21 protein-coding genes are annotated in these 24115 nt (G+C 52.6%); 8 read left to right on the plus strand and 13 right to left on the minus strand.

The genetic code is table 11. The features are described from left to right. Nucleotides 1-2: 2 nt before the first annotated feature. Nucleotides 3-980, minus strand: a complete 978-nt coding sequence (locus ACO0LH_RS05505; protein WP_422940034.1) for an ABC transporter permease — start codon at nt 978-980, stop codon at nt 3-5. 311 nt (nt 981-1291) lie between these two features. Here ACO0LH_RS05505 and ACO0LH_RS05510 point away from each other — a divergent pair, with 311 nt between their 5' ends. The 3 genes from ACO0LH_RS05510 to ACO0LH_RS05520 all read left to right on the plus strand — a co-directional run bounded on the left by ACO0LH_RS05510 (nt 1292) and on the right by ACO0LH_RS05520 (nt 3905). Then, the gene (locus ACO0LH_RS05510; protein WP_422940035.1) at nt 1292-1768 is read left to right on the plus strand and encodes a hypothetical protein; all 477 of its coding nucleotides are present in this window, start codon (nt 1292-1294) and stop codon (nt 1766-1768) included. A gap of 301 nt (nt 1769-2069) precedes the next feature. Then, the gene (locus ACO0LH_RS05515; protein WP_422940036.1) at nt 2070-3278 is read left to right on the plus strand and encodes a M20 aminoacylase family protein; all 1209 of its coding nucleotides are present in this window, start codon (nt 2070-2072) and stop codon (nt 3276-3278) included. 48 nt (nt 3279-3326) lie between these two features. After that, entirely contained in the window at nt 3327-3905 is a 579-nt protein-coding gene (locus ACO0LH_RS05520) for an ATP-dependent Clp protease proteolytic subunit (RefSeq protein WP_422940037.1), read from the plus strand. Between the two features lie 101 nt (nt 3906-4006). Here ACO0LH_RS05520 and ACO0LH_RS05525 read toward each other — a convergent pair whose 3' ends face one another. The 10 genes from ACO0LH_RS05525 to ACO0LH_RS05570 all read right to left on the minus strand — a co-directional run bounded on the left by ACO0LH_RS05525 (nt 4007) and on the right by ACO0LH_RS05570 (nt 17136). Next, nucleotides 4007-5734, minus strand: a complete 1728-nt coding sequence (locus ACO0LH_RS05525; protein WP_422940038.1) for a methyl-accepting chemotaxis protein — start codon at nt 5732-5734, stop codon at nt 4007-4009. Nucleotides 5735-5911: 177 nt separating this feature from the next. Further along, entirely contained in the window at nt 5912-7657 is a 1746-nt protein-coding gene (locus ACO0LH_RS05530; RefSeq protein WP_422940039.1) for a methyl-accepting chemotaxis protein, read from the minus strand. 222 nt (nt 7658-7879) lie between these two features. Beyond that, nucleotides 7880-8293 (minus strand): hypothetical protein, encoded by a 414-nt coding sequence (locus ACO0LH_RS05535; RefSeq protein WP_422940040.1) that lies wholly within the window; start codon nt 8291-8293, stop codon nt 7880-7882. A gap of 11 nt (nt 8294-8304) precedes the next feature. Then, a complete protein-coding gene (locus ACO0LH_RS05540) occupies nt 8305-9498 on the minus strand; it encodes a hypothetical protein (protein WP_422940042.1) in 1194 nt (397 codons plus the stop codon). 336 nt (nt 9499-9834) lie between these two features. Next, complete coding sequence (locus ACO0LH_RS05545; protein WP_422940043.1) at nt 9835-12051, minus strand: TonB-dependent receptor; 2217 nt, start codon at nt 12049-12051, stop codon at nt 9835-9837. A 157-nt stretch (nt 12052-12208) separates the two neighbouring features. After that, the gene (locus tag ACO0LH_RS05550) at nt 12209-13639 is read right to left on the minus strand and encodes a metallophosphoesterase family protein (protein WP_422940044.1); all 1431 of its coding nucleotides are present in this window, start codon (nt 13637-13639) and stop codon (nt 12209-12211) included. Between the two features lie 178 nt (nt 13640-13817). Beyond that, nucleotides 13818-14996: a serine hydrolase domain-containing protein gene (locus ACO0LH_RS05555; RefSeq protein ID WP_422940045.1), complete on the minus strand. Its 1179-nt coding sequence runs from the start codon at nt 14994-14996 to the stop codon at nt 13818-13820. 106 nt (nt 14997-15102) lie between these two features. Beyond that, nucleotides 15103-15423: an AzlD domain-containing protein gene (locus ACO0LH_RS05560; protein WP_422940046.1), complete on the minus strand. Its 321-nt coding sequence runs from the start codon at nt 15421-15423 to the stop codon at nt 15103-15105. After that, nucleotides 15420-16178 carry an AzlC family ABC transporter permease gene (locus tag ACO0LH_RS05565; protein ID WP_422940570.1) on the minus strand — a complete coding sequence of 253 codons (759 nt, stop codon included), beginning with the start codon at nt 16176-16178 and terminating at the stop codon, nt 15420-15422. The genes ACO0LH_RS05560 and ACO0LH_RS05565 overlap by 4 nt, the downstream gene beginning before the upstream one ends. Before the next feature lie 118 nt (nt 16179-16296). Next, nucleotides 16297-17136, minus strand: a complete 840-nt coding sequence (locus tag ACO0LH_RS05570; RefSeq protein ID WP_422940047.1) for an AraC family transcriptional regulator — start codon at nt 17134-17136, stop codon at nt 16297-16299. On the opposite strand from ACO0LH_RS05570, the gene ACO0LH_RS05575 reads away from it, so the two are divergent. From ACO0LH_RS05575 to ACO0LH_RS05595, 5 genes are all read left to right on the plus strand, one after another. Next, nucleotides 17135-17362 (plus strand): hypothetical protein, encoded by a 228-nt coding sequence (locus ACO0LH_RS05575; RefSeq protein ID WP_422940048.1) that lies wholly within the window; start codon nt 17135-17137, stop codon nt 17360-17362. The two genes, ACO0LH_RS05570 and ACO0LH_RS05575, sit on opposite strands and share 2 nt — an antisense overlap. Nucleotides 17363-17479: 117 nt before the next feature. Then, nucleotides 17480-19060 (plus strand): ABC transporter ATP-binding protein, encoded by a 1581-nt coding sequence (locus ACO0LH_RS05580; RefSeq protein WP_422940049.1) that lies wholly within the window; start codon nt 17480-17482, stop codon nt 19058-19060. Then, the gene (locus tag ACO0LH_RS05585; RefSeq protein WP_422940050.1) at nt 19053-20120 is read left to right on the plus strand and encodes an ABC transporter permease; all 1068 of its coding nucleotides are present in this window, start codon (nt 19053-19055) and stop codon (nt 20118-20120) included. The genes ACO0LH_RS05580 and ACO0LH_RS05585 overlap by 8 nt, the downstream gene beginning before the upstream one ends. Before the next feature lie 6 nt (nt 20121-20126). Next, a complete protein-coding gene (locus ACO0LH_RS05590) occupies nt 20127-21041 on the plus strand; it encodes an ABC transporter permease (protein ID WP_422940051.1) in 915 nt (304 codons plus the stop codon). A gap of 95 nt (nt 21042-21136) precedes the next feature. Beyond that, on the plus strand, nt 21137-22288 hold the full coding sequence (locus tag ACO0LH_RS05595; RefSeq protein WP_422940052.1) for a BMP family ABC transporter substrate-binding protein: 1152 nt from the start codon (nt 21137-21139) through the stop codon (nt 22286-22288). A 69-nt stretch (nt 22289-22357) separates the two neighbouring features. On the opposite strand, the gene ACO0LH_RS05600 is transcribed toward ACO0LH_RS05595, so the two are convergent. Next, nucleotides 22358-23284, minus strand: a complete 927-nt coding sequence (locus tag ACO0LH_RS05600) for a LysR family transcriptional regulator (RefSeq protein WP_422940053.1) — start codon at nt 23282-23284, stop codon at nt 22358-22360. Beyond that, the gene (locus tag ACO0LH_RS05605) at nt 23281-24066 is read right to left on the minus strand and encodes a class II glutamine amidotransferase (protein ID WP_422940054.1); all 786 of its coding nucleotides are present in this window, start codon (nt 24064-24066) and stop codon (nt 23281-23283) included. The genes ACO0LH_RS05600 and ACO0LH_RS05605 overlap by 4 nt, the downstream gene beginning before the upstream one ends. Between the last annotated feature and the right edge of the window lie 49 nt (nt 24067-24115).

A 24115-nucleotide genomic window follows, 5' to 3' on the forward strand; every position in this document is an offset into this window, starting at 1 on the left:
CTTCAATCACGGGTTTCTGATAGGCGTACCCGCGGATCAAGCAGCGAATACAGGACATCCACTGCCAGATTAATGATGATGAACAGGGTCACGATCAACAACAGATAGGCAACGATAACGGGCCGGTCCAGTACGCGGATGGAATCAATGATGAGCTTGCCCATGCCCGGCCAGGCAAATACGGATTCAGTCACGATGGCAAAAGCGATGATGGAACCAAATTGCAGGGCAATCACGGTGACGATGGGTATCAGGATATTTTTCAGCACATGCACACCGATGATGCGGCTATTGCGCAAACCCTTCGCACGGGCAAAGCGCACATAATCTTGCAACAGCGCTTCCTGTGCGCCCGAGCGTGTCAGGCGTATTACCAGGGCAATATTGAACAGGGCCAGGTTCAGGGCGGGCAGGAGCAGGTGCTTCAAGCCATCCAGACTCAGGAAGCTGACCGGTATGCCCATCAGCAACGTGGTTTCACCGCGTCCGCTGGATGGCAACCAGCCCAGTTGTACGGCAAACACCATGATCAGCATCAAGCCTACCCAGAAAGTGGGCAGCGAAAAGCCCAGGATGGATACGGCCATGATGCTTTTTGCCAGCATGCTCTGTGGCCGCAGGCCAGCCAGCAAACCCAGAGGTATGCCAAGCACGATGGCGATGACGATTGCAAACACGGCCAGCTCCAGCGTGGCGGGCATGCGTTCCATAATGAGGCCCAGTGCCGGTGTAGCGTAGACAAAAGAACGCCCCATATCACCAGACAAGGCATTTTTCAGGAATAGCCAGTATTGCTGCGGCAAACTCTGGTCCAGACCGAAGGCAGCAATGACGCGGACACGCTCCGCCTGGTCAGCGTCGGGGCTGAGCAGGATGTCGATGGGGTTGCCGATCGCGTACACACCGGCAAATACCAGCACTGACATCACCAGCAGGACGGCCAGGCTTTGCAGCAGACGGCGCAGGACAAACCCCGGCATCTGTCAGACCTGCCCTGCAATTAAATGCAGATGCTGGAATGCCATTTGAGCACGTGCCTGTCTGGTTTTTTGCGCTGTATGTTGCATCATTATCTGCATTGCTTAGGGTCTGCTCACTGTCTGGCGAATCTGAATACTCTGAATATTTTGGATATTTCAGCTTCGGAGAAACTACTCAGGCCTGTACTTCAGCCGCATTTTCGCGAATTTTACAGGCTTTACCAGCTCCTCGTCTGAGCGCAATCACTCTGATACACTCACTGCGCTTACTTAACAAACCATCACGACTGTCACGTCTGACCCAGGGTTCCATGTCGACTACTGCCAAACGCATTTGCCTGCACATCTTTCTCATATTGATCGTATTGATATTGCCACCGGTGGTGTATGACTTTGTCAGCAGCTCCAGTCTCAGTCATCTCAGTCATGTTAATGGCCTTGACATGACAGGCGGCCTTGCTTACCCGGCTTATTTTTCCTACTGGGTCACACGTCTGCGCAGTGCCCGTGCCAGGCTCATTCTGTTACATCTGATCGCGCTGCTGACCATTTCGTTCTTCACGCTTGAAGCCAGTGGCCGTTCTACGCCGCTGTTCGTGATTTTGCTTCCCGCCATAGTGGGCCTGATCACACTGCCCATCGCGTTGCTGGCAACAAGCCGCGGCCAGAAACCATTGGCAGTCAATTGCCTGCTCAGCAGCCTGGTCAATGGTCCACTGGGCCTGATCTTGAGCCTGCTCACCATTTATGGTGCAGGTATGGGGGCCATGTCAGGCATGCGCTGGTAACGCTGGTAAAAAAACAAGCAGACAAGTGCGCACTTAAGTACCCGTACCAGGCACGCTGCCAAGTTTACCCGCCTGATCGTGGCAGTCAAATCAGTTTTTGTAGCATGCATATGCGGACGATGACTGCCAGTTTGCCCGGAATCTGGTATCGTTCTCCATATAGAAAAAACCTGTGGGCTGGCTCATGTTCTGGGGCAGGAATCAGGTTTTTATTATCAGGATAACACCCTGACAAGACTAGTTTGCGCATTCCTGCCGCTGGCACTGACATAGGCATTGCGAACGCCATCCGGAGACAAAAATGAAACTGATTGATCCTATTGTGCAATTCCATGCTGAAATCCAGCAAATCAGGCGTGATATTCACGCTCATCCGGAACTGTGCTTTGAAGAACACCGTACTTCTGAAGTGGTCGCACAAAAACTGCAAGACTGGGGCATACCTGTCATACGCGGCCTCGGTGGCACGGGTGTCGTGGGCATCATCAAAAATGGCAGCAGCGAACGGGCAATCGGCTTGCGCGCTGACATGGACGCATTGCCCATGCAGGAAATCAATACCTTTGCCCATACATCAAGGCATGAAGGAAAAATGCATGCCTGCGGCCATGATGGTCACACCGCCATGTTGCTGGGAGCCGCCCATTATCTATCGCAATACAGGGAATTTGATGGCACCGTCTATGTGATTTTCCAGCCTGCCGAAGAGGGCGGTGGCGGTGCCAGGCATATGATAGAAGATGGTTTATTTGAGAAATACCCGATGGAAGCAGTCTTTGGCATGCATAACTGGCCAGGGGTAGCGGTTGGCACTTTTGGTATCACCGCAGGGCCGATGATGGCTTCATCAAATGAATTTGAAGTTATCGTCAGGGGCAAGGGTGCCCATGCAGCCCAGCCCCATAAAGGCATAGACCCTATTATTGTTGCCATACAGATGGCCCAAAGCTGGCAAACCATCGTCAGCCGCAATGCCAGCCCGCTGGAATCGGCCGTGCTGTCGGTCACGCAGATTCATTCCGGCAGCGCGACCAATGTCATCCCTGACGAAGCAACGCTGATCGGTACGGTAAGAGCCTTCAGCACCGCGATGATAGATCTGATAGAAAAACGCATGCAGACCATCGCCGAGCATACGGCTGCCGCATTTGACGCGCAGGTTGACTTCCGTTTCAAGCGCAATTATCCGCCACTGATCAACCATGCCAAAGAAACCGCCTTCGCAGCAGAGGTCATGCGCAGCGTGGTCGGCACCGACAATGTCGATACCCAGGTAGAACCCACCATGGGCGCAGAGGATTTTGCCTTCATGTTGCAGGCCAAACCGGGTTGCTATGCCTTCATCGGCAATGGCGATGGCGGTCACAGGGACAGCGGTCACGGCCTTGGCCCCTGCAACCTGCATAACCCCAGCTATGACTTCAACGATGATTTGCTGCCTATAGGCGCAACTTATTGGGTCAGGCTCGCTGAAGCCTACTTGAAAAAAACGACTAGTGCAGCCATCTAGGCGGCATGCATCCCCCGAATTTCCAATTAAACCCTAGCAAAGACTTCCATGGCAGACGACAAAGACAATAACGATGTGCAACGCAGCCCTTTTCTTGAAGAAAAGGCATTCAAATCCCGTACGGTACTGGTATTTGGCACGATCAATGACAAACTGGCAGCCGAAGTCAGCAAACGCCTGATCGCTCTGTCAGCAGAGTCGAAAGAAGCGATCACCATCTTGGTGTCTTCACCTGGTGGCCATGTGGAATCTGGCGATGTTATCCATGACATCATCAAATTTATCGATGCGCCGGTCAATATCGTCGGTACAGGTTGGGTAGGCAGTGCAGCAGTGAATGTTTTCCTGTCAGTACCAAAAGAGCGCCGTGTCTGCCTGCCGAACACGCGTTTCCTGATCCATCAGCCTAGCGGTGGTTTCGGTGGCCAGGCGACGGATATTGCGATACAGGCACGTGAAATCGTCAAGATACGCGAACGTATCGCCGCTTTGATCGCAAAAGAATCTGGCCAGACACTTGAAAAAGTCACGGCTGACATCGACCGTGATTACTGGATGAGCGCTGCCGAAGCCAAGGAATATGGGCTGGTGTCACGCATTATTGTCAAACAGAGCGATCTCGGCTGATCAGCCGGTCACAATCAATTGAGCACAAACTGATGCATTGATACTATTCGCCCCACGTGCAGCAGATGCGCGTGGGGCGAATTTGTTTTTGCTGGTTCAGATTAAAACTCTTCCCATTCGTCGGCTTTTGCCGTACTGACAGGCTCTACCCTGGCACTTGGCTTGGTCGTGCGGCCTGCCGGTTTGGGCAAACTGCGTACTTTTGACTGCGCACTGGCTTTGTTGCCATTGGAAGCCGGGCGTTTGGCGACAGGCTTGGCATCAACCTGCTCAAGATGCAATTGATCAAGCTTGAAAACACTGACCACACGGCTGAGGTTTTCTGCCTGGGTTTGCAAGGCACCTGCGGCGGCGGCCGCTTCTTCCACCAGGGCAGCATTTTGCTGCGTCATCTGATCCATATGGGATACGGCAATATTGATCTGTTCTATGCCGGAAGTCTGCTCAGTTCCTGCTGCCGTAATTTCACTGATGATGTCGCTGACGCGCTTGACACTGTCCACCACTTCTTTCATGGTGGCACCGGCCTGGTCAACCAGGCGCGTTCCCTGCCCGACTTTTTCTACCGAGTCATTGATCAGTTCCTTGATTTCCTTGGCAGCACCGGCTGAACGTTGTGCCAGATTGCGCACTTCGGAAGCCACTACCGCAAAGCCGCGCCCCTGCTCACCGGCACGCGCCGCTTCTACAGCCGCATTCAGGGCCAGGATGTTGGTCTGGAAGGCAATGCCATCAATCACGGCAATGATGTCGACGATTTTCTTGGACGAGTCATTGATGGAACCCATGGTGTCCACCACCTGTGAAACCACGCTACCGCCCTTTTGCGCAACTTCAGAAGCAGAATGCGATAGCTGGTTGGCCTGACGGGCATTATCACTATTGTGTTTGGTGGTAGAGGTAATCTCTTCCATGGAAGAGGCGGTCTGTTCCAGTGAGCTGGCCTGTTCTTCGGTGCGGTTGGATAAATCCATATTGCCATTGGCAATTTCAGTCGCCGCAGAAGTGATCTCATCGGTGCCACGGCGCACCTCTGTCACCACTTGCAGCAAACTGGCATTCATATCTTTAAGCGCCTGCAGGAGCTGACCGGTTTCATCACTATGCAATACTTCGATATGGCTGGTCAGGTCACCCGAGGCCACCGTTTGGGCAACGCGAACCGCTTTCTGCAAGGGCCTGGCAACAATGCGGGCAATTGCATAGGCCAGCACCATGCCAAGCAAAACACTGACCACCAGCACAGCAATAATCAGCATGCGCGAATTTTGATAAGCTTCAGCACCGCTTTTATAGGCAAGGTTGCCGCCCTCGACATTGGTTTTCACCATTTTGTCTACCAGCGCGCGAACTTTGGTGTTGATTTTGGATGAATCACCGCGCATCATTTCCATGGCATCCTTGCCATTGCCTTCTTTTGCCAGGGCTGCCATTTTTTCGGTAATCGCCAGGTATTCACCCATTGATTTGCTGTAATCGGCGAACTCACTTTTTTCTTCGGCGGTTGTTATCAGTTTGCTGAATTCAGTTTCACTCTCTTTTAGTCCTACAATGGCCTCTTTGGTACGACCAAAATATTTTTCCGCTTCTTCCGCATTTTCGGCCGACACCATTTGAGCTTCTTGCGAGCGTATGCGCGACACTCTTTCTTTAATACCCATGGCAGCATTCACGCTGGGCATCCAGTTGGTACCCAGCTCATAGGCATTCTGGTTAACCTTTGCCAGCATGGTGATGGAAAACACGCCAAGAAAGATTGTCAACAACAAGAGAAAACCAAACCCAATAAACAGTTTTGCCGAAATTCTAAGGTTATAAAACGTGTTCATCACAATTCCTTTGGGTAAAAACGACAGTGCCTGAGAAATAAAACATACGGGGATGTCTCCATAATGTGGCGTGCTGCCTGAAATTCAGACACCATTACATCCTGAACAATTTGCAAAAATGTCAAATCACCGTCACCCCATGGTCAACAAGGAATGGGCTTAATTCAAACCCTGATGTCAGAATTCTTCCCAATCACCAGAAGCTCCTGTCATTGCGGCTTCTTTGGCCGGCTGGGCAGATTGTGTGGATTTTTTCAAAGGCTTGTTCAATGCAGGCTTCGCCACTGGCTTGCTGACGGGCCGTACTGAGGTAGCAAAACTGGCTTTTTCAGGCGCTTTTGCCCTGCCAAATCCCTGTTGGTGTTCATGCTGATGATCGAGTTTGAATACACTCACGACGCGACTCAGATTACTGGCCTGCTCTTGCAGGGCGGCGGCGGCAGCAGCGGCTTCCTCTACCAGCGCTGCGTTTTGCTGTGTCACCTGGTCCATTTGAATGATGGCGGTGTTGATTTGATCTATGCCCGAACTTTGCTCACTGCCAGCAGCCGTAATTTCGCTGATAATGTCACTGACACGTTTGACGCTTTCGACCACTTCTTTCATGGTGGCACCGGCCTGGTCTACCAGGCGCGTACCCAGATCGACTTTTTCTACAGAGTCATTGATCAGGGCCTTGATTTCCTTGGCGGCACTGGCAGAACGTTGCGCCAGGTTGCGCACTTCAGAGGCAACTACGGCAAAGCCCCTGCCCTGTTCGCCCGCACGGGCGGCTTCGACCGCCGCGTTCAGCGCCAGGATATTGGTCTGGAAGGCAATGCCATCAATCACGGCGATGATATCGACGATTTTTTTCGAGGATTCACTGATAGAACCCATGGTATCAACCACTTGCGATACGACCGTACCACCCTTTTGCGCTACCGCAGAAGCCGAATGCGAAAGCTGATTGGCCTGGCGGGCATTGTCACTATTTTGCTTGACTGTCGATGTCAGTTCTTCCATCGAAGAGGCGGTTTCTTCCAGCGAACCTGCCTGGCTTTCTGTACGTGCTGACAAATCCATATTGCCATTGGCAATTTCGGTAGAAGCCGTAGCGATGAGGTCAGTACCGGTGCGCACTTCGCCGACCACTGACAAGAGGCTGGCATTCATTTCTTTCAGCGCCTGTAACAGCTCACCTGTTTCATCTTTGGTATGAACCTGGATATCGCTGGTCAGGTCGCCGGAGGCGACTGTTTTTGCTACCCTGACTGCTTCCTGCAATGGCCGCGCTACTACTCTGGCGATCCAGTATGCCAGTAACAGACCCAAGGCGATGGTGGCGACGATCAGTCCCAGGATCAGCATTCTGGAGTTGGAGTAAATCCGCTCCCCTGTATGGTATTCGGCGATGCCGCCGTCAGCATTGATCTGTACCATTTTGTCGGCCAGTACCAGCATGTCTGCATTCAGTTTGGATGAGTCGCCACGCAGGGTTTTGCGTGCTTCTTCCGCATTGCCAGCCTTGGCCTGCTCAGTCAGCTTGCCGGCTTCAACGGCATAGCGCTGCCAGACTTTGCCATATTCAGTGAATATCTGCTGTTCTTCTGGTGAGGTGATGAGCTTGGCATAATCATCCTCGTATTTTTTGAGCTCGGCAGAATAATCCTTCCAGCGCTTTTCATATTTTTTCAGATTTTCTTCATCGCCGGCAGACAAGACAATCTGCATTTCCTGGGTGCGCAGGCGTGAAATACGTTCCTTGATACCCATCGCTGCGTTGACACTGGGCATCCAGTTAGTGCCCAATTCCAGTGCTGTCTGGTTAACTCGCGAAAGCTGGAATATCGAAAAACCACCCAGAAAAACAGTCAGCACCAGCAACAATATAAAACCCACAAAGAGCTTGGCGGAAATCCTCAGATCGTAAAACAATTTCATGACAAGTCCTTTTAAAAAGAACAGCACAATTGTAAAAACCAGGAAAAATAGGGGTGGGTATATTCAATATATACTTTGTTTTAGTAGGAATTGTTGCAAAACGCAAATTTCATCAAAGTAATTTGTTTTGCCCACAGTAAATGTGTACGCAAAACAAAAAAAGAAAGCCGGCTAGCGGCTTTCTTTCTTTTTGACAATCATTTAGCAGCAATGGCAGGCAGATCACGGTAATACAGTCACCACTTTCACCGTTGCATCCACTGCCGATCTTTCTATATAGCCTATGCCTGTGGGATTGGCGGCAACGGCTTTTTTCACATCGGCATTCGAATGCAATTCTTTCGGTGCCGTACCTTTGCCGGTAAATACCAGTTTCGACCAGATCGTTTTTACTTCCGACAAATCCTTGTCAGCCACTTTTTTATAGAATTCAGCACGGACAGGTGAATTCTCGGCCAGGTCCACCGGCGTAAACATGGGCGACTTGCCCAGGAAAAATTGCGACGCCTGTGCTGCCGTCATTGATGTTGCCGGATTTTGCGGATTCACGACCACGACAATTTCTGCTGCTGTCGCGGCGGTAGTGCTGATGACCAGGGCCGCAGCGATCAATATTTTTTTAACATGCTTATTCATCGCGCTCCCCCTTAAAATACGAAATCAACTGCAGCAGCAAATACAGTCACCGGGCCTTTGAAGCCAGGTTTTGTATTCACAAAAGTGCCAGGGCCGCTATCTGGTGAGAGACGGTCCAGCTGCAATTTCAGGGCGGCTGATTTATAGAAATCCCAACGCACGCCCAGGCTATTGCTGGTTTGTATGGGAGAAGCGCTCGCCAGGCCATTGGCACCGAGGGTATACGGCAGCAGAGGGCCGGAAGTTGGCAGGCCCGCTACCGTGCGTGGGCTGTCCTGGGTTGCCGAAGCATGGCTGAAATAAGGCAGGAAGCTGCCAAAGCGGTAGCCGAACATGGTGTACCAGGATGTAGTGTCAGCAATGGACAGGCTGGCAGATTTGCGTTTGCCGTATTCGGCCTGCACTACGAAGCTTTTCCAGTCAACGCCAAGGCCCAGGGATGTAAAGGATGCCTTGGTATCGTTGACAGCGATTGCGTCAGCGGCTGATTTGAAACCAAACTTGGCCAGACCAGTCACCAGCGTTGTCAGGTTGCTTGAATTATCGACTGTCACATTCGCATCGACACGGCCAAAGCGGAAAGTGAAAGGTCCGTTTTCAGCAACGACGTTGATACTCGATACCTTCTTGAACTTGGCAGTAAAGCCACCGCGGTTATCGGAATCAGTGACACCGTAGGCCAGTTGCGCAGATACCGTCGTCTCGCCCAGAGTGGTCTGATAGACCGCATCAACACCGTCAACACTTTCCAGTGTCACCTGGGTGTACATTTCTATCGGCGGACGCAACATGGTGTTGGCATAGCCAACATTGCGGTAATCAGAAATCATATAGACCGGCAAACCGATACGTCCGACACGTAGATTCAGGTTCTCGGATACCTTGGCTTTGGCAAACGCCCAGGCCAATTCCGCACCAAAATTGTCCGTCACATTTTTACGCACCAGGCCTTGCCCCGTAAAAGACAACCAGTCATTCATTTTTGCAGTGACTTGTATGCCGAAGTTGGAATCGACGCCGGTTCTGGCGCTGTCGGTGACACCTGCCAATTGATTCGGGCGCGCAAATTCTGCATCGGAAGAATTGCTACGCGTGAGTGCAGCGGTACCAAAACCGCTGATGGTGATGTTGGATGTATCCTCTGCCCAGGCAGTGGAAACGGCGGACGTCATCGCCAATAAAGTGATAAAAGGCTTCAATTTCATGCTATCTCCTTGAAAGTTTCCGCATTGTAACTTTTAAACAGGTGCACAGATTTAGACTGTTTCTTCGTAGAAACATTGAAAAAGGCCTTTGCAATGGTTTTTGGCAACGCCAGAAACACACAGATTTTTCTTATTTCCCCTAGGATTGCCACTTGGAAATAAAAACATTTGGCCTGTCTTTTCAAGTTAGATGATGGACAGACTTACAAGCAGCAATTTCACCATTTCTTGCATTTTGCGTGGCGAAATGCCGACATTTCAAATGCCATAAATGCAAAAAACGGCAGACGCGAAGCGCCTGCCGTTGCCAAAATGGTGCAAAAAAATGGGCGTTACTTAAAAATCTGCACTCACAGAAAAACTCCAGCTGCGTGCCGGTACAAAGGTGTATTGATCAAACTGCACACCCTTGCTGTTGGCAGAAACCGAAGTCACATCCTGCTTGTCGAACAGGTTACTGATACCCACTTGTGCCTTGATGTTTTTCATCATGGCCATATCCGCTTTCCAGCGGTAACCCAGGGTCAGATCTGTCGTTGTGTAAGAAGCGATTTTATACGCGGCAGGTTCGCCATCCTTTGCATATTGCGTCCCTGTCGTCTTGGCGATCAGCGAGCCATACAGGCCATTCGCCTTGTACAACACACCAAAGGCTGAAGTCGTATCTGGTGCCTTGGCGACCTGCAAACCGGTGTCCTTGGTTTTGGCGCTATTGAGTGAGGCATTCGCGTGCAGGGAGAAACCTGCGCCCACATAATAAGTCGCCGCCGCTTCCACACCCTTGTAGATCACACCGCCCTGGTTGTAATAGACGACATCATTACCATTCCCGGTCGAGGCAATCTTGTTATTGAAATCGATGTAATACACATCGGCATCCAGCGTCAGGTTTTTGGATTGATGCACGGCACCGAACTGGTAATTGGTCGAAGTCTGTGGCTTGGGCGTGCTCAGATTTGGATTATTCACATAGAACATCGACAGGTCAGGGACCAGGAAACCTTTGGCGATCTGTGCATAGGTTGACCATTCCTTGTTGATGCTGTAATTGGCAGTCAGGAAAGGCAGGGTCGATGTGTAAGTCTGGTCTGCCGTGGTAGGGATGCGCGTAGTCTGATTGACGGTGGCATCGAGTGAGCGTCTGAAGTTCATGTATTTCAAGCCCGGCGTGATGGTCAGATCAGGCATGGCATTCCATTCAAATTCAATGAATGGCTGATATTGCTTCCATGAAGAACGCTGATCATACGATACATTTTTTGGCGCAGTCGATTCCTTCGGATTGGGTGCACCCAAGGTCCAGTCAAGGTCATAAGTGTGACGATTGGTATTGGCGCTTTCCAGCCAGACGCCCACACGCAACAAACCTGCATCGAAATTATTGGTCGCCTTCAGGATATCGCCATTGACGCGGTAGGCATTGAGCTTGTTATAACCAGGGACATTCTTGTTTCCCGTTGGGCCGGATTTTGTCCCGTTCGCCGTTGCGCCGCTGGCATCTTGTCCGGAATAGGTATCGTTGGTGTACGAGTAGGTATACAGATTGTTATCAACATCCCAGCCTGCCAGTTTGGATTGCAGGCGAATGTAGTCAAAATCCGTGCCCTTGTTATTGAAGTTATAGCCAAAATAATTTTGACTGGTCGGGTCATTGTTCAAGGCATAGTTTTTACCAAACTGGGCAACCTGGCTCAGGGTCACACCACCTTTGTCAGGGGTGTAGCTGGTGATTTTGTTATACGTAGAAAATACGGTGATCGTCGTGTCTTTACCCAGACTGCGCTGCAACTTGAATTGATAATTGTCTTCGGTCACTGCGCTGTAAGTCAGATAGCCATCCGTAGTCAGGCGCGAGCCATTGAACATGAAACGGGTGTCACCAAAATGGGAAGTGATGCCGCTATCAAGCTGCACGCCCAGCATCTTGGTATTCCATGAACCAAAAGTTGCATAAGGGGTGAAATGAAAATCGTGCGACAGCTCTTTGGAAAACAGATTGATGGAGCCACCAAATGTTGCCTGACCAAGATTGCTGGCATTGCCGGGACCGCGCTCTATGACCATGCCGCCTATGATACGCGCAGGGAAATAAGAGGTTGAATGATGCGTGGGATTATTAGTGTCACCAAAGGGAATGCCATCATAGGTAATATTGTATTCACCATCCTGGAAGCCGCGCAGTGTGACCTTGGTTTCTGCCAGGCCTGGGCCATTTGGAGAAACGCCGGAACCGATGCTCGGCGCGATGCGCGCCACTGCATTAAAATCGGCCAGCGGGGTCACGGATTGTTCGATGAAGGTGGCAGTAATGACGGACTGTGGCTGAGTGGCTTTCAGGGAAGTCTGTACCGGTGCACGGTTACCGACGGCAGAGCCAGTGATAACAACCTGTGATTTAATCGCATTGGCATCAAGCGCAGAAGGGGATTCTGGCGGCGTTTCCGCAGAAGTAGTGGCCTGCGCATGGGCGCTGTTTTGCGCCATGCAGCTTATTGCCAGCAAAACTTGCGCTGCCATGATTTGCATGGAAAATTGTTGTTGCTTGCGATTCATCATTTGCCTTCCAGGGACTTGGTGGGTAGAAAACCCGCAAGTGTATGAAGCAGATATGACCGCCAGATGTATAAAAGATGACAGTTTTATGACATGGCAACAAAGCACAAACAAAAACGGAGCAGATATCTGCCCCGTCTATACAAAAAATAAACTATCAAGGTGTCATGGCCTTGCAATCCGTTTTCTGGTTCTGCATCATGCACTTGGTAATCAGCTTGCCATTTTTATCCCAGGCCTGTACTTTCCAGCCATTGGCTTCGCGCTCCAGCGTAGTAAACCCAACTGAATTTGAATTGCTGAAATGATCAACCCTGGCACCTGTGTAAGGTGTCAGGTCAGCAGCGATGGGCGTTGGCAAAGGAATATCCAGCGAAGAACCACCATTGCCGGTCACAAATTGCGTGGGCTGACCGCTGCTGAAAGTAAGGGCTTCGAATATATGTACATGCCCTGCCAATGTTGCCTGTACCTTGGCCGGGAACAGGCGCGTGCCGTTCAGGCTTTGCATGACATCCTGCAAGGCCAGGTTGCCTGGCCAGATTTTCATTTTCTCACCCTTTTTCAATTCGGCAGCAAAACCCAGCACCGGGTGATGATCCAGAAAGAGATTAAAATCAGCCGCTTCTGTCATACGGTTCACAGTTTTGAATTGATCCATGTAAATCGCGTAGGCCGCATCAGTTTTGGCCAACACCTTGTTAGGTACTTTCGCACTGTCAAAGATGATCAGTTGCGCCTGTTCACTGCCCATTTTACCCAGAGGAACCGCATAGGGTTCACTGTAATCGCCACGCAGGTCATCCTGTTCGAGATTGCAGTCACGGCCTTTTTGCAAAGGACGTGGGTCCAGCAAACGCCACCAGCCTTGCCCGGCACGGGTGCAGCTTTCGTGATTGCCACGCACCATTACCCAGGGTGCGCTCTTTAATAAAGTGGCTGCCGGATTAAAAAAATCTGCCTGCCAGGTATCCCAGCCATAACCCCAGGGACTTCCAGCACATTCCTTATTACCTTCGGGGCAGGCATTTTCGCGGTAATGGTAATCACCGACATGCACGACCAGATCTGGTTTAAATGTGGCCGCCATTTCTACCATCTGGCGGAAAGCCCATTTTTCGCTGTCATTGCAGGACTGAAAATAATCATCATTGGTTTTCAAGCGGCAGCCAGTATCACCAAACACGATAATTTTTTGCGCTACATTTTTTGGTAAAGCCAATATACGCCCGGCAATATTGGCTGCCTTGGTGTCCGGCTTGATCGGCGCTTCACAAGTCAGCACAGGAAAAGCCGATGGCTTGCTTTGCTCAGGCGTGCTGCCAGTTTTGCGTAAGGCGATGGTTTCTGCCGGCGCCCTGAGGCTCATGGTTTGCGCGACGCCATCCTGTGTCAGTACCGGGCACACGGTGTCAGTGGTGACGGCTCGGGCAATCGCCTGACCTTGTTCACCCAGGACGACCCAGCTCGTCTGTATTTTTGCCGCAGACTGATCTGGCTGCATTGCCATATTGCTACAGCCGGCAAGCACAAGCATGCCGGCCATTGCCGCAAACCCGCACAGTCGATGTGCTGTGTTGTTGATCATTATTTTCTCCATTGATGAATGCCTGAGGGAATGGCTGGCTTTTGCCTGGCTGATTGAGGTTGTTAATTCAGATTGTTGATTCAGGTTGCTGATCTGATTTACTGATTTAAGTTATTGATTCAGGAAGCTAGTGTAACGATGCGCGATGTCAATGCGATGAAATCTTTACATCCCATCTTTATCCCAGGCCCAGCGCTGCATAACTGAGTCGCTTGAAATCGAAAGAAAACGGATGCCAGAAACTCATCAATCTTTGTGTCATCAACACACCAGCAATATTATGGCGTGGTGATATCCACCAGTGCGTACCTGCAATACCACCCCATTCAAATTCGCCTGTCGATGCCGGCGGGTCGATGGAAGATGGCTGCAAGGTCACCGCACCACCCAGGCCAAAGCCTTTGCCTGGCACAGCCCCCACACCCGGGAAGGCAATACCGGTGCCAGCCGGTAAATGATTTTGCATCATCAGTGCGATAGTCTCTGGTCTAAGGATGGTATCGCCGCCTGGCATCAGGCTGCGCATCAGGGCCAGCATGTCACTCATGCTCGACACCAGGCCGCCACCGCCCGACAAACGCGCAACTGGCGTGACAAAGGCACCGGGATAAGGCGATTTATCCAGTCTGCGCAAACCTCTTTGCAGGATATTTTCAGGGTCACTGCCGGCATAATAGGCCGCCAGACGTTCGATTTTATGTTCAGGCACGACAAAGCTGGTGTCGTGCATGGCCAGGGGATTCAATATGCGCATTTGCAGGAACTGATCAAAAGGCTTGCCGCTGATGACTTCAATCACCCTTGCCAGTACATCGGTAGCAATGGAATATTCCCATGCCTCGCCCGGATGAAAACTCAGGGGCAACTCTTCCAGAACATCAATCATCTCGGCCAGGGTTTGAAAGGCATTCAATACCCGTCTCTCGTTATAGGCCTTGTACATCAGCGTGCCATGATCAAGCAGACCATAACTGAGGCCGGAAGTGTGATTCAGTAATTGCCGTATGGTGATACGCGAACGTGCGGGTTCGCAATCAACCAGGCTCGTGGCGCCAGGCTTCAGTACCTGGCGCTTACCCAGTTGCGGCAGATATTCTTCTACCGCATCGTCAAGCCGCAGCTTGCCGTCTTCCATCAGCAGTAAAACGGCAATGGAAGTCACCAGCTTGGTATTGGAAAAGACGCGGAACAGATGGTCTTCACGCATGGCGATCTGGTTTTCACGGTCTGCCCAGCCTGTGCAGCTTTGATGTACCAGTTCACGTCCGCTGAGCACAGCGGTGGAAACACCGGCAATGATTTGCCGGTCTACGTATTTTTGCATCGCTGCATTGACAGGGCTGAAATCGTATTTCATGGTTTTTGCTGATCATTCCGGGAAATCAAAGTCTGACATCTTACTACTGCAACAAAGATCAGCCCAGATCAACCAAAATCAACCCAAATTCGCCTCAACAAGCTTGTCAGGCCAGCATGAATTGCCAGCTAAAAAATACCGCCAGACCGGCAATGATGGTCCACAACTGATGACGGGTGACAGCGCAGACACCGATGGCTACGGTGGCCGCTACCAGTTGCGGGTTACGCCAACTCAGCTCCATGCCCTGCCCATGCGGTGCCAGTATCATGGGAACGATAATCGCCGTCAGCACGGTAACAGGCACAAAGCCCAGGGCTTTTTTCATCAAATCAGAAAAAACTATGCGGTCACCCAATATGAAGATGATGGCCTTGATCAGAAAGGTGATGATGGCCATGCCCAGGATGATCAGGGTCGTATTCATGCCTGCTCCCCGCTGGCAGAGCGCTTGCCTTCCAGATGGGACAACAGCAAGCCAGTGATGACACCGATAGTGATGGCCACCAGCAAACCCAGTTTATAGGGCAGACCCTGTAACAGATAAGCCATGCTGCCAGCAGCCACCGCCGCCGCAAAATGTGGCCGCCGGTTCAGTTGCGGCACCACGATGGCGATGAAGGTCGCCACCATCGCAAAATCCAGGCCCAGGGTCTGCAATTGAGGGAAAATCGCACCAAACAACAAACCGACCAGTGTCCAGCACTGCCAGTTAATATACATGGACAGACCGGAGCCAAGAAAATACCAGTGCCCAAAAGCCGTATCGGGATGCTGGCGATAAAAACGGTCAACCACGGCAAAAGTTTCATCTGTCAGCAAAAACCCCAGTGCCCAGCGCCAGCGGCGCGGCAAATGGCGCACATGCGGCATCAGTGAAGCCGCATACAGCATATGCCGCAGATTAACGATAAAAGTCGCCAGCCAGATCACCAGTACCCCGGTATGCGCGGCAATCAGGCCAACCGCGATAAACTGACTGGAACCGGCAAATACACCCAGCGACATCAGTTGCCCTTGCCATGCGGCCATCTGGGCGGTTGCCACCAGTGCACCAAAGATCATGCCAAACGGCGCTGCACCAACCAGCATGGGCAAGGTATCGCGGGCACCGGCAGTAAAACTGCTACGCCGTGTGGCCAGGGCGGCTGAAGTGGTTGAAGAGGCAGCCTGCGCTGACATTGATGACATGAAGGGATTCCTTTTGCTATTGAAATGGAATCTTGCCTTGTTGATGCAAATAGCGCTTGTACGATCTTGCGCTTTTGAGAAAATCAGGATTTAAATGCCAAATTGATAATTATAACCGCCAACGCCCTGGTGCCACCCCATAGGCTCGCTTGAAATGCCGGGTGAAATGGCTTTGATCGGTGAAACCGGTCATGCTGGCAATATCGGTCACAGACAGATTTTGCCGCAACAGGCTTTGTGCCCGGTTCAGTCTTAACTGGTTACGCCAGGCATGCGGTGGCATGCCAGTGCTGCGTGAGAACAGCCGCGCCGCATAAAAAGAAGAAAGACCCACTTCTTTCGCCAGCTCGGACAAACTCAAGGCTTCACTCATGTTTTCGCTTAATTTGGCTTTCATCATTTCTACCCGCACGGCGTCGGGTAACACGGCCTGCACAACTGGCCGGGTGCGTGCATGGCGTGACAGCAACAGGGCAAAGCCTGCTGTCAGTGCATTTTCTGCAGCCAGGGCATCGTTGCCGCTTTCCAGCATGCGATGTGCCAATGCCAGTTGCCTGGCAACTTCTACATCTTCGATTGCTCCATCAGGCAACCAGGGCACGCCGGCATCCGCACCGCTATCTTTACCTGCCATGTCCGAAGCCAGTTGCTGCATCCAGGCCACCGAGGGGTAGAAAGCCCGATAGGCCCAGCCATGCTCGGTAGCCCTTTCGCCAGTATGGATTTCGCCCGGATTGATGGCAGCGATGCAACCCACGGCTGCCAGGCAACGCGCGCCGCGATAGCGATAGGTTTGTGCACCGGATTGTATGACTGGAATGGAAAAGCTTTCATGCCAGTGCGGTGCAAATTCCTGGGCGAAATATTCTGCGGTCAACATTTCAGCATCCGGCAGCAAGGGGCTGCGCCAGAAGCGGGCATCATCACGAAAGGCCGTTTGCTTGATCATGGTATTCACCGTCAACACTGGAATGACTCATGCCAGCAATTCTAACCGCAGCCAGCCAAAGCTGCTGACGGCCAGTTGGCATGGTTTTGCTGGCATGGTTTTATATGATGCCGGAAAACAACGACTCGCCAGCAATGCGGATAAATCAGGCATTTTCTTCCACCCTCATCTCTCCCCCCAAAAACCGGATTTATTGTGGCGTCTGCAAATGACACAGAGATTTTGAATTTGTGCAGTCGAGCCACTTATAATGTCATGCAAATGTCCACCATGTCTTTCGCGTGATGCTGGCTGGCGGGCTTGCTCCTTACTCTTGAATATCAAACCGGATGGAAAGGTCAAAGTGAATCCTGCTGCACCAACGCTGCCCCGATTAGTACTGACTGATATCTGCAAGCGCTATCCTGCTGTCGTCGCCAATGATGGTGTCAATCTGACGGTGGCACCGGGCGAAATCCACGCCGTACTGGGTGAAAATGGCGCTGGCAAATCCACGCTGATGAAGATCATCTTTGGTGCAGTCAAACCGGATTCAGGCAGCGTCAGCTGGAATGGCCAGGAAGTGAAAATTGCCACGCCACAAGATGCACGCAAGCTCGGCATTGCCATGGTGTTCCAGCATTTTTCCCTGTTTGATACCTTGACCGTGGCCGAAAACATTGCCCTGGGCCTGGAAGCTGGCGTAGACATGCTGGCGCTGGCAGAAAAAATCCGCCAGACTGGTGACAATTATGGTCTTGAACTGGAACCGGACCGCCATGTGCATACCCTGTCAGTCGGCGAAAGGCAGCGTGTGGAAATTGTCCGCGCCCTGCTGACCAGACCACAGTTGCTGATACTCGATGAACCGACTTCGGTATTGACACCCCAGGCAGTACAAACCTTATTCATCACCCTGCGCAAGATAGCAGCAGAGGGATGCAGCATTTTATACATCAGCCACAAGCTCGATGAAATCCGCGAACTCTGTCATTCCGCCACGGTCATGCGTGCCGGTAAAGTTAGCGGACATTGTGACCCGGCGCAGGAAACTGCCGCCAGTCTGTCACGCATGATGATAGGGGCAGACCTGCCACCATCCACCCACACCAGCGACACCACTTTAGGCGACTCCCACCTGCTGATCAAACAGCTGAGTCTGCCGAAAGCCCATGCATTTGCCACCGCACTCGATGCGATTGACCTTGAAGTGTTTGGCGGTGAAATCGTTGGCATTGCGGGTGTTTCTGGCAATGGCCAACAAGAACTGCTGTCAGCCCTGTCGGGCGAAGACCGCCGTGCCAGGCCGCAGATGATACAGCTCAAGGGCAAGCCCGTCGGTAACCTCGGGCCGGAAGAGCGCCGTCAACTGGGCCAGAGCCTGGTACCGGAAGAACGGCTGGGGCGCGGTGCCGTGCCAGATCTGAGCCTGACCGACAACATGCTGCTGTCGCACCAGCACGCACCGTTCGTGCGCAATGGCATGATCAATTTCAGGCATGCCATGCAAGCTGCGGCGGATATCATCAGCCGTTTTCGTGTGAAGGCATCCGGCCCTGCCGCATTGGCGCGCAGCCTGTCTGGCGGTAACCTGCAAAAATTCATCGTCGGCCGCGAAATGGCACGCAAGCCTGATGTCTTCATCGTCGCCCAGCCTACCTGGGGCGTGGATGTCGGTGCCGCAGCACAAATCCATGCCGAGATCCGGCAATTGAAAGATGCGGGCTGCGCGGTGCTGGTGATATCTGAAGAACTGGACGAATTGTTTGAACTCTGTGACCGCATGCATGTGATTGCCAAGGGACGCCTGTCGCCTTCGGTTGCCACGGCCAGTGCGACACGCGAACAAATAGGGCTATGGATGAGCGGTTTATGGGAAGAGTGGACAACGGCGCAAACCGTGTCACTGGGCAAGACCCGCCGTGCCGGGGTGAAGAATGCTTAAACTGGAATTGCGCCCCGCCGGCTCGCGCAGCATGGCCTATTTTTCCCCAGTACTGGCATTGTTGCTGACCATATTTTTCGGTGCCCTGTTTTTCATGGCGATGGGCAAAAACCCGCTGACAGGCTTGCAGGTATTTTTGCTGGAACCCATACGCAATAAAGCCGCGATTGCTGAATTGCTGCTGAAAACCACGCCGCTGGTTTTGTGTGCACTCGGTTTATCGGTCTGTTACCGTGCCAATGTCTGGAATATCGGTGCAGAAGGCCAGTTGATTGCCGGTGGGCTGGCGGCAGGCAGCACCATTCTGTTCTTCGACAATGGTACACCTGGCCTGGCTGGCGGCATGGTACTGGTGCTGGCGACTTTGGCGGGTATCGCTGGCGGTGCAGCATGGGCATCCATCACCGCCCTGTTGCGTGACCGCTTCAATGCCAACGAGATACTGGTATCGCTGATGCTGACCTATATTGCACAACTGCTGCTGATGTATGCCGTCAATGGTCCGCTGAAAGACCCGAATGGCATGAACTTCCCGCAATCCAAAGTGTTTTCCAGCGATTATCTGTTGCCGCACCTGTTCCAGGGCAGCCGCATCCATATCGGTTTTCTCGTCATGCTGGTGGCCAGCGGCCTGATGGCGGTATTTGTCTACCGCAGTTTTGCCGGTTACCGCCTGACGGTTGGTGGCATGGCGCCACTGGCAGCGCGCTATGCCGGTTTTTCCAGCCGCAAGGCCTTATGGGTTTCCTTGCTGGTATCTGGTGGCTTCGCCGGCATGGCGGGGGCATTTGAAGTGGCCGGGCCGATCGGGCAGGTATTGCCATCGATATCGCCTGGCTATGGCTTTGCCGCCATCATCGTCGCCTTTATCGGCAGGTTAAATCCCATTGGCACCATTTTTGGCGGCCTGATCTTGTCGCTGTTTTATCTTGGTGGGGAGATGGCGCAATCGCGCCTGGGCTTGCCATCTGCCATCACCGGTCTGTTCCAGGGCATGTTGCTGTTCCTGTTGCTGGCCTGCGATACCCTGATCAATTACCGCCTGCGCTGGCAGAAATAAGCGACCATGGAAAATTTTGCTGCTCTTATTGCCGCCTCTATCAATTCCGGTACACCTTTGCTGATTGCTGCGCTGGGCCTGCTGATCAATGAACGTGCGGGCGTGCTCAATCTTGGTGCTGAAGGCATGATGCTGGTAGCCGCCATCGTCGGCTTTGCGGTCGCCCATCAAACCCATATGCCGTGGCTGGGCTTTGTCGCAGGCGCCATCGCCGGCATGCTGATGGCCAGCCTGTTTGCCTGGCTGGCCCTGGTATTGGCAAGCAACCAGGTCGCTACCGGGCTGGCTTTGTCCATCTTTGGCGCAGGCCTGTCTGCCTTCATGGGGCAGTCACTGACAGGACAGTCCTTGCCTGCTGGCAGTCATGGCATACCTTACCTGTCTGATATCCCCTTCCTGGGTAAAGCCCTGTTTGACCAGCATGGGTTCGTCTATTTTGGCCTGGCCCTGTGCGCGGCCATTGTCTGGTTCCTGTATCGCAGCCGCGCCGGCCTGGTACTGCGCGCGGTTGGAGAGTCGCCTGAATCAGCGCATGCGCTGGGTTACCCGGTACGCAAAATCCGTTACCTGGCGCTCTTGTTCAGCGGGGCATGCTGTGGCATAGCCGGTGCTTACCTGTCAGTGGTTTATACGCCCATGTGGGTAGAAGGGCTGGTGGCCGGTCGCGGCTGGATAGCGCTGGCGCTGACCACCTTCGCCACCTGGCGCCCGGCACGCGTCTTGCTGGGTTCTTTATTGTTTGGCAGCGTGACGATCTTGCAGTTTTACTTCCAGGCCATAGGCATTACCGTGCCGCCACAGATACTATCCATGCTGCCCTATGTGGCCACCATCGTCGTACTGGTGCTGATTTCGCGCAATCCGGACTGGATACGCCTGAACATGCCGGCATCGCTGGGCAAGCCTTTCCGCCCAGGCTAGGCAGGCCAGGCAGGCTGGGGGAAATGTGGGCAAGAATTATTGTGTTGTGTTTTTATTTCAAGAAACTCTTTATCAATCACCGGAGGATGCATTCCATGAAAATTTCTCGTAGAAAAACCCTGGCAGCCGCGCTGTCGCTGGCGATTGTCGGTCTTGCCGGTTGCGGCCAAAAAGAAGAAACCAAGCCAGCCGCGTCAGCGGCCGCCCCTGCTCCTGCCAGTGCCGCCGCACCAACCGCAGCAGAACCCTTGAAAGTGGCATTCATTTATGTCGGCCCGGTCGGTGATGCAGGCTGGACATTTGCGCATGATGCGGGCCGCAAAGCGGTCGAAGCCAAATTTGGCGACAAGGTAAAAACCACTTTTGTTGAAAGCATATCTGAAAGCGCCGCCGATGCCGAGCGCGTCATACGCGACCTGGCAGGCCAGGGCAATAAAGTGATTTTTGGCACCACCTTTGGTTATATGGAAGCCATGCTGAAAGTGGCCAAGGATTTTCCTGACGTGAAATTTGAGCACGCCACTGGCTACAAGACCGCTGACAATCTCGCGCAATATGATGTGCGTACTTATGAAGGCGCTTACCTCGCCGGTGTGGCAGCAGGCAAGATGAGCAAGTCAGGCAAGCTGGGTGTGGTGGCCTCGCTGCCCATCCCTGAAGTGCTGCGCAATATCGATTCCTTCACGCTGGGCGCACGCTCAGTGAACCCGAAAGCCACAACCAAAGTAGTCTGGGTCAACAAATGGTTTGACCCGGGTAAAGAACGCGAAGCCGCCACGACATTGATAGGCCAGGGTGTGGATGTGTTGATGCAAAATACCGATTCTGCCGCTGTCGTACAAACCGCAGAAGAAAAAGGCGTCTATGCGTTTGGCTGGGACAGCGACATGAGCAGTTATGGTGCTAAAGCCCATCTGGCGGCATCCGTCATTGACTGGAGCGTGTACTACAACAAGCGTGTCGGCGAAGCCCTGGAAGGCAAATGGACATCAGGCACAATCTGGTGGGGCCTGAAAGAAAACATGATAGACCTGAAAGCCTTCAACGCCAGCCTGCCTGAAGACGTGAAAAAACTTATTGCCAACAAACGCCAGGGCGTCATCGATGGCACTGCCCCGATATGGAAAGGCCCGATCAAGAACAACACCGGCAAGGAAGTGCTGGGCAAAGATATTGTTGCTGACGACAAGTTCCTGCATGACGTGAATTTTTACGTCGAAGGTGTCGAAGGTAAGGTGCCGGGTTAATGTAAAGAAGACTTTTTAGAGTCCACATGCTTTCGCCTTCCATTTCAGAGCTCAGAGGAAGGCGAAAAACTACACTATCACCTTGGCCGAACATTCGGCCACTATGCGCCGTAACCACTGGACTTCTGCCGCTGCGTGCGCACGCTCATGCCAGAGCATGAAGAACTTCATCTTTGGTACCGTGATTGGCATGGGCAAGACTTCGATTGGCCAGTCTTTTGCGCATTGCACGGCAAAGCTACGGCTGGTGGTGAAGATGAGGTCGGTGCGTGACAAGACATAGGGCACCATGCCAAAGTAAGGGATGGTCATCTGTATCTTGCGTTTTAAACCCTGCTCTGCCAGTGCGCTATCGATGATACTGCGGTGCCCCATCATGTAGGGCGTGGGAGCCAGGTGAGCCATTTCCAGGTAATGCTTGATCGACAGACCCTTGCTGACAACCGGGTGCTTGCGGTTGACCATGCAGACGACTTCATCTTCAAACAACTGCGCCAGATGCAGATGCGGCGGCAGGTCAGGCCAGTTGCCGATGACGCAATCAAGCTCGCCGGTTTCCAGCGCAGTCGTATAGTCAAAACCGGCATTCAGTGCATGCACGGTCAGGCCAGCGGAGGGCGCATGTTCACGCAGTTTTTCTATAATGAGCGGTATCAGCAGCGCGCTCAGGTAATCCGGTGCGCCGAGTTGAAATATCCTTTGTGTTGATGCTGGCATGAAGGCCGGTGCCGGGCTGGCGATGCTTTCAAGTACATTCAGGCCCTGGCGGGCCAGGAGCAATAATTCCTGGCCACGCTCGGTGGCTGTCATGCCGTTCTTGCCGCGCACCAGGATGGCGTCGCCCGTTATTTCACGCAGGCGCTTGAGCATGTTGCTGATGGCCGGTTGCGACTGCCCCAGTTTCATGGCGGTGCGGGTGACACTGCGTTCTGTCAGCAGCGTATGCAAGACCCGCAAAAGATTGGTGTCGAGCTGGTCAACCAGACGCTGGTTCATGCTGTTTCCTGTGGTATCGGCATGACGTCACCATCGGCAAAGACCAGCATCTGGCCCGCTTCGCACTGGGTCCAGCTTTCATTGGTGGTCAGCGGTTCTGTCACGATGATGGCGACCTTGTCAGCAGGCGTGGTCAGTTCAGAAAAATCGACCGCGACATCTTCGTCTGTCAGTGCTGCCGTGGCAAATGGATGCTGGCGAACGATATAGTAGAGCTTGGTGGAGCAATGGGTAAACAAGGCTTCACCATTCGACAGCATCATATTGAATGTGCCATAGCTGGCAATTTCTGTCGTTATTTCCCGCATGAAGATGGCCAGTTGTTCGACCGATGGCAAGATTTCGCCAAAATGCCTGCGCATGCGTTGCAGCAGGTAACAGAATGCCTGTTCGCTGTCCGTATTGCCGACAGGCTGGAAGCTGCCATCGAGCACAGGCGCAAACTCTTTGAGGTCACCGTTATGGGCAAACACCCAGTAACGCCCCCAGCATTCACGGACAAACGGGTGACAGTTTTCCAGGCTGACCTGGCCCTGGGTGGCTTTGCGTATATGGGCGATGACGTTTTTGGATTTGATCGGATAACGCTTGATCAGTTCAGCCACGGGCGACTCCACGGCCGACTGATGATCAACAAACAGGCGAACACCGCTGCCTTCAAAGAAAGCGATACCCCAGCCATCTTTATGTTCATCGGTCAAACCGCCGCGGGTAGCAAAACCCGTAAAACTGAAAACAATATCAGTCGGGGTATTGCAGTTCATTCCAAGTAATTGACACATGATGCAAATAGTAGAAACAGTTTGCACATACCTTACCATACGAAAACTG

Source organism: Undibacterium sp. TJN19 (assembly GCF_049339485.1).
GTDB lineage: Bacteria > Pseudomonadota > Gammaproteobacteria > Burkholderiales > Burkholderiaceae_D > Undibacterium.

Excerpts from the sequence above, each read along its gene's own strand:
- ACO0LH_RS05590 (WP_422940051.1), top strand. The coding sequence starts at position 20,127 with ATGGAAAATTTTGCTGCTCTTATTGCCGCCTCTATCAATTCCGGTACA.
- ACO0LH_RS05575 (WP_422940048.1), top strand. The coding sequence starts at position 17,135 with ATGGTATTCACCGTCAACACTGGAATGACTCATGCCAGCAATTCTAAC.
- ACO0LH_RS05535 (WP_422940040.1), bottom strand. The coding sequence starts at position 8,293 with ATGAATAAGCATGTTAAAAAAATATTGATCGCTGCGGCCCTGGTCATC.
- ACO0LH_RS05560 (WP_422940046.1), bottom strand. The coding sequence starts at position 15,423 with ATGAATACGACCCTGATCATCCTGGGCATGGCCATCATCACCTTTCTG.
- ACO0LH_RS05540 (WP_422940042.1), bottom strand. The coding sequence starts at position 9,498 with ATGAAATTGAAGCCTTTTATCACTTTATTGGCGATGACGTCCGCCGTT.
- ACO0LH_RS05515 (WP_422940036.1), top strand. The coding sequence starts at position 2,070 with ATGAAACTGATTGATCCTATTGTGCAATTCCATGCTGAAATCCAGCAA.
- ACO0LH_RS05510 (WP_422940035.1), top strand. The coding sequence starts at position 1,292 with ATGTCGACTACTGCCAAACGCATTTGCCTGCACATCTTTCTCATATTG.
- ACO0LH_RS05605 (WP_422940054.1), bottom strand. The coding sequence starts at position 24,066 with ATGTGTCAATTACTTGGAATGAACTGCAATACCCCGACTGATATTGTT.
- ACO0LH_RS05565 (WP_422940570.1), bottom strand. The coding sequence starts at position 16,178 with ATGTCAGCGCAGGCTGCCTCTTCAACCACTTCAGCCGCCCTGGCCACA.
- ACO0LH_RS05505 (WP_422940034.1), bottom strand. The coding sequence starts at position 980 with ATGCCGGGGTTTGTCCTGCGCCGTCTGCTGCAAAGCCTGGCCGTCCTG.
- ACO0LH_RS05555 (WP_422940045.1), bottom strand. The coding sequence starts at position 14,996 with ATGAAATACGATTTCAGCCCTGTCAATGCAGCGATGCAAAAATACGTA.
- ACO0LH_RS05525 (WP_422940038.1), bottom strand. The coding sequence starts at position 5,734 with ATGAACACGTTTTATAACCTTAGAATTTCGGCAAAACTGTTTATTGGG.
- ACO0LH_RS05570 (WP_422940047.1), bottom strand. The coding sequence starts at position 17,136 with ATGATCAAGCAAACGGCCTTTCGTGATGATGCCCGCTTCTGGCGCAGC.
- ACO0LH_RS05520 (WP_422940037.1), top strand. The coding sequence starts at position 3,327 with ATGGCAGACGACAAAGACAATAACGATGTGCAACGCAGCCCTTTTCTT.
- ACO0LH_RS05545 (WP_422940043.1), bottom strand. The coding sequence starts at position 12,051 with ATGAATCGCAAGCAACAACAATTTTCCATGCAAATCATGGCAGCGCAA.
- ACO0LH_RS05550 (WP_422940044.1), bottom strand. The coding sequence starts at position 13,639 with ATGATCAACAACACAGCACATCGACTGTGCGGGTTTGCGGCAATGGCC.
- ACO0LH_RS05595 (WP_422940052.1), top strand. The coding sequence starts at position 21,137 with ATGAAAATTTCTCGTAGAAAAACCCTGGCAGCCGCGCTGTCGCTGGCG.
- ACO0LH_RS05600 (WP_422940053.1), bottom strand. The coding sequence starts at position 23,284 with ATGAACCAGCGTCTGGTTGACCAGCTCGACACCAATCTTTTGCGGGTC.
- ACO0LH_RS05585 (WP_422940050.1), top strand. The coding sequence starts at position 19,053 with ATGCTTAAACTGGAATTGCGCCCCGCCGGCTCGCGCAGCATGGCCTAT.
- ACO0LH_RS05530 (WP_422940039.1), bottom strand. The coding sequence starts at position 7,657 with ATGAAATTGTTTTACGATCTGAGGATTTCCGCCAAGCTCTTTGTGGGT.